Here is a 13,260-nt window from a genome sequence, read left to right as displayed (position 1 = left end):
GGGCCAAGCGGGGCACCGGACCAGCACGCGCCGATACGACACGGGCGCCGGTATTCGGCGCCCGCTCCGTCGCTGCCCGGTCGTCCGGTTCAGCGCCAGTTCGCCTCGTAGAAGCGTACGTAGCCGCTGCGCAGGGTCAGGCATTGCGCGCGCGTTTCGGACAGCAGCCGCCGCGCGGCCGCCTCGATCCGCTCGCGGTGCTGATCGTACGCACCGACCATGTCCTCGAAGCGCGGCGACGCCGCACCGAAATGATCCTCCAGCGCCTCGGCGGTGATCTGACATTGGACGCGCTCGCCATTGACCAACGCCGTGAATCCAAGCATCAGGTCGCGCCCCGAATATTCGGGTTTCTCATTCGTGAAATGAATTTGCATGGGAGCCGCCTATCGGCCGGTAGAAAGCAAATGACCGCGTCCGTCGTCCGCTACCGGCCGGACGAAAAATGTACGCGGGCTCGCCGGCGGAGGCACGATCCACGGAGGGTATGGCGCGGACAATGCATGCCGGTTGCATTCCACTTTAGACGGTTTCGCGCAGGAGGCAAAATTTACGACGCGCGTCGTTCTGACGCGCATTTCCTCTGACCAGCGCAACATCCGACACCGTTTTCCGAACGGCGTCAGTGCGGATCGGTCGGCCAGATGTTCAGCGAGATCGCGGCGGTCGTGGCGCCCACCGCAATGGCGGCGGCCCCGTATTGCACCGCGTCGGCCAAGTCGAACAGCAAACCGTGGATCGCCACGGCGATGCCGCCCAGCATGATGAAGGTGGCGATGGCCGCCAGCACGACTCTCAGTTCCGTCCGAACCATGATGCGTCTCCCGAACGGATGCATGTCACGTCGCATGCATGTTGCGATGCGGAACACGGCGCGTGCGTGCTCCGCTTTCATCATTGCAGGCGGGCGCTTAAAAGCAAGGGGTTTTTGTACTCAGTCGCACAACGCGCGCCGCGCTTGTATGATGAGGCGATATCGATGGCGGCGGCCCCGGTGACGGTTGGTGCGGTGCAAGGCGGCAAGGTGGGTCGATTGTGATGCAGGAGGCCCAACAAGCGCTGAAGTGCCAACTTGGGCCGACCGCGAAGCATGGGGCCCAAGTAAGCGCTGAAGCGCTAACTTGGGCCGACAGGAGACAAGACATGCCTCAACCTTTCGTGCTGCCCGCCACCGCGGGCCGCAACGACCTGCTCGCGCAGGCGCATGCCCGTTCGACCGCGGTCGGCCTGCGCGCAAACGAGCGCCCCGATTTCTCGCCGCTGTCGCGCCTCGCGCTGCGCGAACTGCTCGACACGAACCACGCCCTGTTCGCGCACGCGCGCCCCGTGATGGAGAACCTCCACGCGCAGATCGCCGACACGCAAAGCCTCGTGCTGCTCACCGATGCCGACGGCGTGATCCTGCACAGCATCGGCGACGCGGACTTCATCGAGAAAGCCAACCGCGTCGCGCTGTGCACCGGCGTGTCGTGGGCCGAAGGCGCACGCGGCACCAACGCGATCGGCACCGCGCTCGCGTCGGGCCAGGCGCTCGCCGTGCACGGGTCCGAACACTTCCTGCGCGCGAACCATATCCTCACCTGCTCGTGCGCGCCGATCATCGACCCGTTCGGCCGCACGCTCGGCACGCTCGACGTGAGCGGCGACCCGCGCGGCTTCAGCCCCCATACGCTCGCGCTCGTGCGGATGTCCGCGCAGCTGATCGAGAACCACCTGTTCGCGAACCAGTGCGCGGAAGCGCTGCGGCTGCGCTTCCACGCCCACGAGGATTGCGTCGACTCCCTGTTCGCCGGGCTCGTCGCGTTCGGCCCCGACGGCGGGCTGATCGCCGCGAATCGGAGCGCGCAATTTCAGCTCGGCGCAACGTTCGATGCCTTGCAGCATCACGGCTGCGACGCACTGTTCGGCATGCACTTCGGCCAGCTCGCGCAGCAGGCGGCCCGCGCCCCCGGCGCACCGTTCCGCCTCACGCTGTCGACCGGCGTGCGCGTGCTCGCGCGCTGCGAATTCGCGGAAGCGCACAAGACGGCCATCGCCGTCTCGCCGCCCGCCCCCGCCGTGCGCTTGCGCGCGCCGGACCCCGACGCAATCACGTTCGCGACGCTCGACACCGGCGATGCGCGGATGGCCGCCGTGCTCGAACGCGTCGCGAAGATCCGCGGACGCGACCTGCCGCTGCTGATCCTCGGCCAGACCGGCACCGGCAAGGAATGGCTCGCGCGTGCGCTGCACCAGGCGTCGCCGCGCGCGGACGGCCCGTTCGTCGCGGTCAACTGCGCGGCGCTGCCGGATTCGCTGATCGAGGCCGAACTGTTCGGCTATGAGGACGGCGCGTTCACCGGCGCGCGCAAGCGCGGCAGCCCCGGCAAGATCGCGCAGGCCGACGGCGGCACGCTGTTTCTCGACGAAATCGGCGACATGCCGCTCGCGCAGCAGGTCAGGCTGATGCGCGTGCTGCAGGAGCGCGCGGTGATGCCGCTCGGCGGCGCACGCGCGGTGCCGGTCGACGTGCGCGTGGTCTGCGCGACCCATCGCGACTTGCGCGCGATGATCGCGGAAGGCACCTTCCGCGAAGACCTGTTCTACCGGATCAACGGACTCGCGGTCACGCTGCCGGCGCTCGCCGCACGCACCGACCTGCCCGCGCTGGTCGAGCGGATCCTTGCGCGGCTCGCGCGCAGCGAACCGATGCCGGGCCGCCTCGCGGCCGACGTGCTCGATGCGTTCATGCGGCACCGCTGGCCCGGCAACCTGCGGCAAATGACCAACGTGCTGCGTACGGCCGGCATGCTCGCCGAAGACGAACCCGAAATCACGCTCGCACATCTGCCCGACGATTTCTGGCTCGACTGCGACGACTCGCCCGCCGCGGAAGCCGCACCGGCCGACACGCGCGAAACGACGACGCTGCAGAGCCACCAGGCCGCGGTAATCGACGCGGTGCTCGCGCGGCATGGCGGCAACGTATCGGCCGCCGCGCGCGAGCTCGGGCTCGCGCGCAATACCGTGTACCGCTACCTGCGGCGACATTGACGTCGGGGCCGGCCGCAGGCGGCTTCGGGTATGCTTGGCGCTTGCCTTGCCGCCGCCGCGCCGCCCGCTTCGACCCATGACCGATCCCGACCACCCGCCTCTCGTGCGCATCGAGCCGCTCGGCGCGACGTTCGACGCCCCCGATTCGCTGACGCTGCTCGAGGCCGCCGCGTTCGCGCACGTCAGGCTGCCGCGCTCGTGCCGCAACGGCACGTGTCGAAGCTGCCTGTGCAGGATCGTCAGCGGCAGCGTACGCTACACGATCGAATGGCCGGGGCTGAGCCGCGAGGAAAAGGCCGACGGCTATACGCTGCCGTGCGTGGCTGTCGCGACCTCCGATGTCGTGCTCGACGTGCCCGACGCGGAGATGATCGACTGAATGCGGCGCGCGGCCGCGCGCCATCGTGCAACGATGATGCCTGCCCGGAGAGCGTGATGACCCAGCCAACCGATCGCATCGAGAAACAAGCCTTGCTCGCCGCGCCGCTGGCGCGCGTCTGGGAAGCCGTCAGCAATGCCGGGGAATTCGGCACCTGGTTCGGCGTGACGTTCGACGGACCGTTCGTCGCCGGCCAGTCGATGTTCGGCCGCATCACGCCGACGCGCGTCGACGACGACGTCGCCAAGGCCCAGGAGCCGTATGCGGGCACTGTATTCGAAATCGTCGTCGATCGCGTCGAGCCGAAGCAACTGTTCTCCTTTCGCTGGCATCCGTTCGCGATCGATCCGCACTTCGACTATGCGTCCGAGCCGATGACGCTCGTCACCTTCACGCTCGCGGAAACCAACGGCGGCACGCTGCTGACGGTCACCGAAACGGGTTTCGATCAACTGATCGAAGCGCGCCGTGCGAAGGCGCGCGAGATGAACGACCAGGGCTGGGCCGCACAGATGATGCTGATCACGAAATATCTGGCGAAGCACGCCTAGCGCGCCACAACGCCGCATGCCCCAGCCGACATGCGCATCGACGTGCGTGGCATAATCCGCTCCATCGTCGCCCCTACGCCGCCGCGCATCGCATGCTGAGTCGTCGACTCCGGAAGATCGTCAGTCTGATCGGGATGCTCGCCATCCTGATGACCGCGCTCGCGCCGACGATCTCGCAGGCGCTGACCACACACGACCGCGTCGACGCGCTGCTTGCCGGTTACTGCACGGCCGGCCCGGCTGGCGGCGACCACGCCGGCGATGCGTCGTCGAAGAGCCTGCAGGCCCATCTGCAGGCTTGCGGCTACTGCAACCTGCTTGCCCATACGCCTGCCCTGCCCGCACCGGAACTCACGTTCGCGGCCCACGTTCACCTCCTCCAGCATCGCGCAGCCACCCGCTTCGAAAGCCTGCGCCGCGCGCTGCCGCTCACGGCCGCGCAACCGCGCGCCCCGCCGTTCGCGTCCTGATTCGTCGTCACTGCGCGTGATGCCGTAGCGCATCGCGCCGTCCGCACGCGCGCTGCGCGTGCATGCCGTGCCACGTTTCGAAGGACGCTCATGTTCGACCCTATTGCTCGCGGCGTCGCGCCGTGCATGCGCTCGCCCGCTTCCCGCGGTCACGCGTGCGCGAACACGCGGCCGCACGTCGAATGCATCGTTCTCCTTGTCATTTCCAACCGGATCATCCCGTCATGAAAACCACTACTTTCCTGCGCGGCGCACTCGTCGCACTCGGCTTCGTCGTCGCACAGGCCGCTCATGCGCACGCGCACCCGAAAACCCTCGAGCCGGCCGCCGACGCCACGTTGTCGAGCGCGCCACACGCGGTCACGATCGACTTCAGCGAAACGCTCGAGCCCGCATTCAGTTCGATCGCGGTCACCGACAGCCACGGCCAGTCGGTCGCCGACGGGAAATCCGCGGTCGACGCAGGCAACCGGAAGCGGATGCATGTTGCGCTGACCCACCTCGCGGCCGGCACGTACACGGTTGCGTGGATCGCGGTGGCGAGCGACGGCCATCGCACGCAGGGCCGCTATACGTTCACGCTGAAGTAACGCATACGCGACCCACGCGGCACGCTTCCCTATCCGATCAGGAACACACTCGATGAAACGCTCGATTCCGACCAGCCTGCTGCTTGCACTGCTCGCGCTCCAGGCACCCGCCACGTTCGCCGCGTCGACCGTACAGGCCGATGCGTGCTGGATCCGCACGATGCCGGCAACGGTGCCGTCGTCCGGCTACTTCACGCTGAAGAACGATGGCGACAAGCCCGCCACACTCACGAGCATCGATACGCCCGCGTTCGGGATGGCGATGATCCACGAAACGCAGACGGCCGGCAGTACCGCGAAGATGGTTCACGTCGACGCGGTCGACGTGCCCGCGCACGGCACGGTCACATTCAAGCCGAAGAGCTATCACGTGATGCTGGAGGAACCGCGCCAGCCGGTCGCGCCCGGTGCGAAGGTGCCGTTCCGGCTGCATTTCGCCGACGGCTCGACGGTGTCCGTGACCTGCGACGCGAAGGCGCCGTCCTACGCCGGCCAGTAACGCCGGATACGCAACGACCGAGGGAGATGCACATGAGCAAAGAACGCCTGCGGCTGGCTGACCTGATCGTCCGCTACCGGACGCCGTTGAATATCGCCGTATTGATCGTCTGCGGGTTATGGGCGGCGTGGATCGCGTGGATGACGCGGCCGGCCGCGATCGATACGCCGTCGTCGATCGCCGCATACTGCATGCGCGACGGGAACTGACACGCCACGACGGTTCCGGCGGATGTCCGCACGATTTTGGCGTGGCATCATTTCCCGATACCGACCGCCGGAACCGCCTTTCGGAGCGACGCATGTCCATTCAAACCTGGATGCTGTTTGCCGCAGCCTATCTCGCCACCACGCTGTCGCCCGGGCCCAACGTGTTGCTCGTGATCCGCAACACCGTGCGCTACGGCACGCAGGGCACCGCCGCGACGATCGCGGGCAACCTCGTCGCGCAAGGCGTGGTGGTCATGCTCGTCGCACTCGGCGTCGGCGCGGTGCTCGCTGCGATGCCGCCGCTGTTCATCGCGATGAAGGTCGTCGGCGCTGCGTATCTGATCTTTCTGGGCATCCGGCAACTGCGCGGCGACCGCAGCCGACGTTCGCCGGACGGCGACGCGACAATCGCGGAACCCGACCGCAGGCAGCTGTTCCGTGAAGCGCTGTTCGTATCGGGCAGCAATCCGAAGACGATGATCTTCCTGTCCGCGTTCATGCCGCAGTTCATCGCGCACGATCGCCCGCTCGCGCTGCAGTTCGTCGTGATGTACGCGACGATCGCCTCGACCGTCGTCGTCGTTCACAGCGTCTATTCGTTCGGCGTGCGCCGGCTTCATCGCGGCTTCGGCGTCGGCCCGTGGGTGCGCGCGGCCAAGCGCGCCAGCGGATTGCTGTTCGTCGGGCTCGGGATCAGACTGCTGATCGCGCGGCAGGCATGACGATCCGCACGGCGACGGGCTGCGCCGCGACGCAACACCGTCAGGCCGTCGACGCCGCCAATACGGCCGACACCTCGTCGAACGAAGGCCGCGCGTCGATATCCTCGTTCAGACAGGCGGCCGCCAGCGCGTCGAGTGCGTGCGAACCTTCCCATGCACGCGGCTCGCAGCGCGCCAGCAACTCGCCGAGCAGATAACCGAACGCCCTGACTTCCAGCCGTTCGAGCCGCGCTGCGCGCACGCGGTCGTTCACGTCGTAGACCGACGCCGCGCCGAAATCGCCGAGCAGCGCACCGCCCTCGCCGTCGTGCAGGATGTTGTGCGCGTACAGGTCGCCGTGCATGATGCCGCGCGCGTGCAGATGCGCCGCGACCGACGCGATGCCGAGCGCGATCCGCGCTGCCGCGGCCGGCTCGAATCGCGCGTCGGCCGCATACACGTCACGCGTACAGGACGCGAAGCTCGGCGGCCCGGCGAGGTTCGTCAGCGCCGGATCGACCAGTTCCATCACGAGCCCGTGCGTGCCGTCCGGATGACCGCGTACCTTGCCGATCACCGGAATCATGTTCGGGTGGCGCCCGGCGTGCAGGCAGGCGGCCATTTCGCAGTCGGGCAGGCCGTCGCTCGTCACCGCGCCCTTGAACAGCTTGACCGCGACCGCTCGCGGCGCGTGGCCGTCCGCGCGCCACTGCGCGCGGTAGATGACGCCCGATGCGCCTTCGCCGAGCTTCTGGTCGAAGGTGAGCGACGTCCAGTCGATGTCCGCGACGCCCGGCTCCGCCGACGCGGCGGCCTCCGGCGCGGCACCGAACGGGTTGCCCGCGGACGCGAGCCATGCGAGGCGCGGCAGACGCAGCAGCCACTCCGGCAGCGCGTCGAGCCGGTTCGCCGACAGCCGGACCAGTTCGAGCGCATGGCAGGCGGCCATTTCGGCGGGCAACGCACGCAGCCGGTTGCCCGCGAGCATCAGCTTCTGCAAGCGCGAACAATCGCCGATCTCGGCGGGCAGTGCGTCGATTTCGTTGTCGGTCAGGATCAGCCAGCGCAGCGCGCGCGGCAGCGAACCGCGCGGCACCGTGCGGATCCGGTTCGCCTTGAAGCCGATCATGTCGAGCTGCGCACACGTGCCGAGGACTGCGGGGAATTCGGTGAAGTCGTTGCCGGACGCGAACAGGATGCGCAGGCGACGCAGCCGCGACAGGTCGTCCGGCAGCGCGGACAGCGCATTGCCGGACAGGTCGAGCACTTCGAGCGTGTCCGCCAGATCGAAGATCTCGCGCGGAAATTCGGTCAGCCCGCACGCGAGCTTGAGTTGCCGGGCGCCCGCCAGCTGGCCGGTCTGCAGTTGTTCGAGGGTCGTCGTCACGGGGAGAAAAACGGGTTGCGGTTGCGATGATCGTCGGATCGATCCGACGAATTTTACCGGGATCGCTTTCGCCTCCTCGCGATCGTGTCATACCCCCTTCACAAATGCGCAATGTGACGCTAGAATTGCGCCCCTGCAGTGCCGACGTGGTGAAATTGGTAGACACGCTATCTTGAGGGGGTAGTGGCGAAAGCTGTGCGAGTTCGAGTCTCGCCGTCGGCACCAGACACGGGTTCTCCGTGTTTCGGGCATGTGCAAAAAACCGCGACAGCGCAACGCTTCGCGGTTTTTTTGTTTCCAGGACGTTGCACCGGCCCTTATCCGACCCACGACCTGATATTCGCGCGCATCGCGCCGACCGAGATCCCGTAGCGCTCGTGCAGCGTCGGCAACGCGCCCGCGGCGAGATACGCATCCGGCAGCGCGATCTGGCGGAACGGTGCGGCAACGCCGGCTCCAAGCAATGCAGTCGCCACCGCTTCGCCGAGTCCGCCGATCACCGTATGGTTCTCCGCGACGATCACCATGCGCCCCTTGCGCGAAGCCTCGCGAACGAGGGTCGCCGTATCGAGCGGCTTGATCGTCGGCACGTGCAGCACGGCCACATCGACGCGATCCGCTTCAAGCGCCTTCGCAACCTCGAGCGCGCGCATCGTCATGATCCCGGACGAGATCAGCAGCACGTCGTTGCCGTCGCGCAGCAGCTTGGCCTTGCCGAGTTCGAAACGGTAATCGTATTCGTCGAGCACGACCGGCACGTTTCCACGCAGCAGGCGCGCATATACCGGCCCCTTGTGCGCGGCAATCGCCGGCACCATTTGCTCGATGTCCAGCGCGTCGCACGGATCGATCACCGTCATGTTCGGCATCGCACGCATCAGCGCAAGGTCCTCTGCCGCCTGATGGCTCGGCCCGTAGCCGGTCGTGAGTCCCGGCAACGCACACACCAGCTTCACATCGAGATTGTCCTCGGCAATCGCCTGGTGAATGAAGTCGTATGCCCGGCGCGTCGCGAACACCGCATAGGTCGTGACGAACGGCTGCGCCCCTTCGTGCGCGAAGCCGGCGGCGGCGCCCATCAGCAATTGCTCCGCCATGCCCATCTGGTAGTAACGCTCCGGAAATTCCTTCGCGAAAATGTGCAGGTCGGTGTACTTGCCAAGATCGGCCGTCATGCCGATCACGTTGCCGTTCGCGCGTGCAAGACTCGCCAGCGCATGGCCGAACGGGGCGGAGCGCGTCGCCTGCCCCTCGGCCGCGATCGACGCGATCATCGCGGAAGTCTTCAGGCGCGGCTTGTTGTCGACGGTACTCATGCGTGTCTCCCTGCTTCGAGTGCGTCGAGCGCGAGCTTCCACTCGTGTGCGTCGACGCGAATGAAATGGCTCTTCTCGCGTGCTTCGAGGAACGGCACGCCGCACCCCATCTTCGTGTCGCAGACGATGATGCGCGGCTGCGGCTTGGCATGCCGGCGCGCATTGTCGAACGCGCGCTTCACGGCGTCGATGTCGTTGCCGTCGACGCGTTGCGTGTACCAGCCGAACGCTTCGAGCTTGTCGACCAGCGGTTCGAACGCCATGACTTGCGTCGACGGGCCATCGGCCTGCTGGTTGTTCACATCGACGATCGCGATCAGGTTGTCGAGCTTCCAGTGCGCGGCCGACATGAGCCCCTCCCAGATCGCGCCTTCGTCGAGTTCGCCATCCGAAAACAGCGTATAGACGAACGCATCCGAGCCATTGCGCTTGAGACCGAGGCAACGGCCGACCGCAATCGTCAGGCCCTGCCCGAGCGAACCGCCGGACATCTCCATCCCGGGCGTGTAGCTCGCCATTCCGGACATCGGCAAGCGACTGTCGTCGCTGCCGTAGGTTTCGAGTTCGTCGGGAGGCAGGATGCCGGCTTCGAACAGCGCTGCGTACAGCGCGATCGCATAGTGGCCGTTCGACAGCAGGAAGCGGTCGCGCCCTTCCCACTCGGGATCGTCGGGGCGATAACGCATCGCGCCGAAATACGCGACGGCCAGCACGTCGGCGATGTCGAGCGCCTGGCCGACATAGCCCTGGCCCTGGACTTCGCCCATCAGCACGGCGTTTCTTCGGATGCGGTATGCGCGCTCGGCGAGCGTGACCGCTTCATGGACGGTTTCGGTATCCATCGATAGCTCCAGTTTGGGATCACAAGGAATCGGGCGATCAGCGGTTGACGGATCGGGGCACCCGGAACACCAGCAGTGCGCCGACCGTGATCGCGGCGGAGATGAAGAGCAGCCCCGCGGTGGACTTGCCGGTCAGGTCGTTCAGCCAGCCGACGATCGCCGGGGAAAAGAAGCCCGCCAGATTCGCGAAGCAGTTGACCGCGGCGATCCCGGCGGCTGCCGACATTCCGCCCAGCAGCGCCGTCGGCAGCGACCAGAACTGCGACGACGACGCGAGGATGCCGGCGGACGCAATGCTCAGGCACACGATCGACGCACCGACGCTCCCGAGCAGCGGCAACGTCGCGAAGCCCGCCGCCGCGATCAGCATCGGCACCGCCAGATGGAAGCGGCGCTCACGGCGGCGATCCGCACTCATGCCGATCAGCGGCAGCGCGACGATCGCACACGCATACGGAACCGCGGTGAACAGGCCGACCCACAGCGGATCGGCTACGCCGGCCTTGCGAATGATCGTGGGCAGCCAGAACGTGAGCCCGTACTGCCCGAGCACGACGCAGAAATAGATCGCGGCCATCAACCACAGGCGGCGGTCGGCGACGAAGGCACGAATCGACAGGTGGGCGGTCGTGTGCTCGGCATCCGCCGATACGTTGCGCGTCAGCAAGGCCTTTTCGGCGTCGGTCAGCCATTTCGCGCCGGCGATGCCGTCGTCGAGATACAGCAGGATCGCGAAGCCGAGCACCAACGAAGGCAGCGCCTCGAGCAGGAACAGCCACTTCCAGCCCGCCATCGACATCGCGCCGTGCAGCGAGTGCATGATCGCGCCCGACAGCGGGCCGCCGATGATCCCGGCGAGCGGAATCGCCATGAAGAACATCGACAGCGCCTTCGCGCGACGCGCCGACGGAAACCAGTACGTGAGGTACAGGATCACGCCCGGCGCAAAACCCGCTTCGGCGACGCCGAGCAAAAACCGCAGCGCATAGAATGCGCCGGGCGACTTGACGAACACGAAGCTGGCCGAAATCACGGCCCACGTCAGCATGATGCGCGCGAGCCAGCGGCGCGCACCGACGCGATGGAGGATCAGGTTGCTCGGGACTTCGAACAGAAAGTAGCCGAGAAAGAAGATGCCCGCGCCCATCCCGTATACCGTCTCGCTGAAGCGCAGGTCGTTGAGCATCTGCAGTTTCGCGAATCCGACGTTGACGCGGTCGAGATACGCGCCCAGGTAGCACAACATCATGAACGGGATCAGCCGGCGCGCGACCTTCGCATAAGTGGCCGCTTCGAACGTCCGTGCATCGTCCCGTTGCAGCATGTCGCCCTGAACCGGCGATGCGGGGTACTTTGCTCTCATCTTTGTCTCCTGCCATGGCCCCGGGTTGTCCCGGGTGCATGATGGTCGGCGCCGCGCGCTTCGCGGCGCCGTTCTCAGTGAATCAGCATCCCGCCATTGACGTCGAGCGTGATGCCCGTCAGGTAGCTCGACAGGTCGCTCAGCAGGAACAGGCACGCATTGGCGACATCGGCGGCATCGCCGAGGCGGCCGAGCGGAATGCCCTTGATGATCTCCTCGCGCATTTCCGACGTCAGCTTGTCCCCGGTGATGTCGGTCTGGATCAGGCCCGGCGTGATCGAATTGATGCGGATATGGTCGGCGCCGAATTCACGTGCCATCGCCTTCGCGAGGCCGAGCACGCCGGCCTTGGCGGCGCTGTAGTGCGGCCCGCCGAAGATGCCGCCGCCGCGCTGCGCGGACACCGACGACATGCAGACGATGCTGCCGCCACGCTGCTCCTTCATCGCGGGCAACACCGCTTGCGACATGTACAGCGTGCCGCGCAGGTTCACGTCGACGATCGCATCGAAGTCGCGCCCGGAGATGTCCATCGTGCGCACGGGCTGCGTGATGCCGGCGTTGTTCACGAGGCCGTCGATGCGCCCATAGCGCTCCAGCGTCGCGCGGGCCGCGGCCACGCACGCATCGCGATCGGTCACGTCGCAAGCCAGCCCGAGATGGTTCGTCCCGAGTTCGGCGGCAGCCGCCTCGGCGTCTTCGCGACGAAGGTCGAGAATCGCAATGCGCGCGCCGTGGGCGGCGAGCGCGCGGGCGGTGGCCTTGCCGATGCCGCGCGGCGACGCCGCGCCGGTCACGATGATGGTCTTGTTGTCGAGCAACATCGTTCGTCTCCTGTGTTGATGTGTGTCCAGAGTGTCGGCTCGCCCGACACCCGCATCAACGCGGAAACGCTCAGCCATAGTTGAGAAAATTTCAGATGACGCCGCGCAGCCCGTCGCGGCGTGCTGCAACGCAATATTGCGTACGGACCGGAGGCGGTTCGCTCAGCTCGCCCGCCCGTGACCCGCGACCTCCCGCTCGATCCACGCGAGGAAGCGCTTCACGCGCGGCAATTCCGCGTTCTGCCGCGGGTAAACGAGATGATGCGCGCCGACTTCGACCGCATGGGTTGCGTCGAACACCGGCACCAGCCGCCCTTCGCGAATTTTCACCGACGCAAGCATCAGGCTTTCGAGCGCGATGCCGAGGCCCAGCGCCGCGGTTTCGAGCGACATGTACGAGCGGTCGAAGGAAAAATCGAAGGTCTTCTGAGCGGCGAGCGGTACGCCGGCCCGGCCGAACCACTGCTTCCACTGCACCAGCGGCGTTTCGGAATAGATCAGCCGATGCGCGAGCAGGTCTTCCGGCGCCTTCACCGGATGCCGCTCGAGGTATTGCGGCGACGCGAGCGGCGCAATGAACTCGCCGCGCACCGTCCGGACCTCGAGGTTGTCCCAGTTGCCGTAGCCGTGCCGGACGTCGATATCGTAAAAGCCGTTCGAGAACGATACGTTTTCGTAAGAGCACGCCAGATTCAGCTGGATATCGCCGTTCGCCTCCTGAAACGACGACAGCCGCGGCAGCAGCCACATCAACCCGAAGCTCGGGCTCGAATGCACGCGCAGGATGTCCACTTCCGTGCGGCTGGACGCACGCTCGGTTGCGCGGCTCAAGTCGGCGAGCGACCCGGTGACGTCCGTCAGGTAGCGTTCGCCGGTCGGCGTGAGGACGAGGCCGCGCCCCGAGCGCTGGAACAACGGCTGACCGATCTGCGATTCGAGGTTGCTGAGCTGGTGACTCACGGCGGACGCGGTCAGGCCGAGCTCTTCCGCCGCGCGATTGACGCTTTTGGTCCGGGCGACACTTTCGAACGCGATGATGGCCTTGAGCGGCGGGATGCGCATGTTGGAATCCGTTGAAGAGAGCAGTTCGCCCGAC

At 66.7% G+C, this 13,260-nt stretch carries 16 protein-coding genes and 1 tRNA gene; 9 read left to right on the top strand and 8 right to left on the bottom strand.

Going from position 1 to position 13,260, the window contains the following annotated elements; genetic code table 11:
* Positions 1-89: 89 nt before the first annotated feature.
* Together ACVK00_RS08165 and ACVK00_RS08160 are read right to left on the bottom strand one after the other, a co-directional pair.
* Positions 90-377 (bottom strand): DUF1488 family protein, encoded by a 288-nt coding sequence (locus ACVK00_RS08165; protein WP_011659381.1) that lies wholly within the window; start codon positions 375-377, stop codon positions 90-92.
* Positions 378-622: 245 nt separating this feature from the next.
* Positions 623-814 carry a DUF2964 family protein gene (locus ACVK00_RS08160; protein ID WP_041491684.1) on the bottom strand — a complete coding sequence of 64 codons (192 nt, stop codon included), beginning with the start codon at positions 812-814 and terminating at the stop codon, positions 623-625.
* Between the two features lie 329 nt (positions 815-1,143).
* On the opposite strand from ACVK00_RS08160, the gene ACVK00_RS08155 reads away from it, so the two are divergent.
* The 8 genes from ACVK00_RS08155 (at position 1,144) to ACVK00_RS08120 (ending at position 6,453) form a co-directional block, all read left to right on the top strand.
* Entirely contained in the window at positions 1,144-3,033 is a 1,890-nt protein-coding gene (locus ACVK00_RS08155) for a sigma-54-dependent Fis family transcriptional regulator (protein ID WP_284895524.1), read from the top strand.
* 76 nt (positions 3,034-3,109) lie between these two features.
* Positions 3,110-3,412: a 2Fe-2S iron-sulfur cluster-binding protein gene (locus ACVK00_RS08150; protein ID WP_011659384.1), complete on the top strand. Its 303-nt coding sequence runs from the start codon at positions 3,110-3,112 to the stop codon at positions 3,410-3,412.
* 56 nt (positions 3,413-3,468) lie between these two features.
* On the top strand, positions 3,469-3,963 hold the full coding sequence (locus ACVK00_RS08145; RefSeq protein ID WP_284895526.1) for an SRPBCC family protein: 495 nt from the start codon (positions 3,469-3,471) through the stop codon (positions 3,961-3,963).
* Between the two features lie 92 nt (positions 3,964-4,055).
* The gene (locus ACVK00_RS08140) at positions 4,056-4,433 is read left to right on the top strand and encodes a DUF2946 domain-containing protein (RefSeq protein WP_166721779.1); all 378 of its coding nucleotides are present in this window, start codon (positions 4,056-4,058) and stop codon (positions 4,431-4,433) included.
* A 224-nt stretch (positions 4,434-4,657) separates the two neighbouring features.
* The gene (copC, locus tag ACVK00_RS08135; RefSeq protein WP_284895527.1) at positions 4,658-5,023 is read left to right on the top strand and encodes a copper homeostasis periplasmic binding protein CopC; all 366 of its coding nucleotides are present in this window, start codon (positions 4,658-4,660) and stop codon (positions 5,021-5,023) included.
* Positions 5,024-5,075: 52 nt separating this feature from the next.
* Entirely contained in the window at positions 5,076-5,522 is a 447-nt protein-coding gene (locus ACVK00_RS08130; RefSeq protein ID WP_228908238.1) for a copper chaperone PCu(A)C, read from the top strand.
* 32 nt (positions 5,523-5,554) lie between these two features.
* The gene (locus tag ACVK00_RS08125; protein WP_228908239.1) at positions 5,555-5,731 is read left to right on the top strand and encodes a hypothetical protein; all 177 of its coding nucleotides are present in this window, start codon (positions 5,555-5,557) and stop codon (positions 5,729-5,731) included.
* Positions 5,732-5,823: 92 nt separating this feature from the next.
* Positions 5,824-6,453: a LysE family translocator gene (locus ACVK00_RS08120; protein ID WP_228908240.1), complete on the top strand. Its 630-nt coding sequence runs from the start codon at positions 5,824-5,826 to the stop codon at positions 6,451-6,453.
* 40 nt (positions 6,454-6,493) lie between these two features.
* Here the strand turns inward: ACVK00_RS08120 and ACVK00_RS08115 are convergent, their stop codons facing one another.
* A complete protein-coding gene (locus ACVK00_RS08115) occupies positions 6,494-7,819 on the bottom strand; it encodes a leucine-rich repeat-containing protein kinase family protein (protein ID WP_284895529.1) in 1,326 nt (441 codons plus the stop codon).
* A gap of 140 nt (positions 7,820-7,959) precedes the next feature.
* Here ACVK00_RS08115 and ACVK00_RS08110 point away from each other — a divergent pair.
* Positions 7,960-8,044, top strand: a tRNA-Leu gene (locus ACVK00_RS08110).
* A gap of 92 nt (positions 8,045-8,136) precedes the next feature.
* Here ACVK00_RS08110 and ACVK00_RS08105 read toward each other — a convergent pair.
* The 5 genes from ACVK00_RS08105 to ACVK00_RS08085 form a co-directional block, all read right to left on the bottom strand.
* Positions 8,137-9,135, bottom strand: a complete 999-nt coding sequence (locus ACVK00_RS08105) for a transketolase family protein (RefSeq protein WP_228908242.1) — start codon at positions 9,133-9,135, stop codon at positions 8,137-8,139.
* Entirely contained in the window at positions 9,132-9,977 is an 846-nt protein-coding gene (locus ACVK00_RS08100; protein ID WP_284895530.1) for a transketolase, read from the bottom strand. Before ACVK00_RS08100 ends, ACVK00_RS08105 begins: the two co-directional genes overlap by 4 nt.
* A gap of 37 nt (positions 9,978-10,014) precedes the next feature.
* Positions 10,015-11,340, bottom strand: coding sequence for an MFS transporter (locus ACVK00_RS08095; RefSeq protein ID WP_284895532.1), 1,326 nt, complete (start codon positions 11,338-11,340; stop codon positions 10,015-10,017).
* A gap of 74 nt (positions 11,341-11,414) precedes the next feature.
* Positions 11,415-12,164, bottom strand: a complete 750-nt coding sequence (locus tag ACVK00_RS08090; protein WP_228908245.1) for an SDR family NAD(P)-dependent oxidoreductase — start codon at positions 12,162-12,164, stop codon at positions 11,415-11,417.
* A 162-nt stretch (positions 12,165-12,326) separates the two neighbouring features.
* Entirely contained in the window at positions 12,327-13,226 is a 900-nt protein-coding gene (locus ACVK00_RS08085) for a LysR substrate-binding domain-containing protein (protein WP_105831773.1), read from the bottom strand.
* Positions 13,227-13,260 lie beyond the last annotated feature (34 nt).

It is taken from the genome of Burkholderia sp. PvR073 (assembly GCF_054055695.1).
The sequence above is the reverse complement of the archived record's forward strand: the minus strand, read 5'-3'. Positions and strand labels throughout refer to the sequence as shown.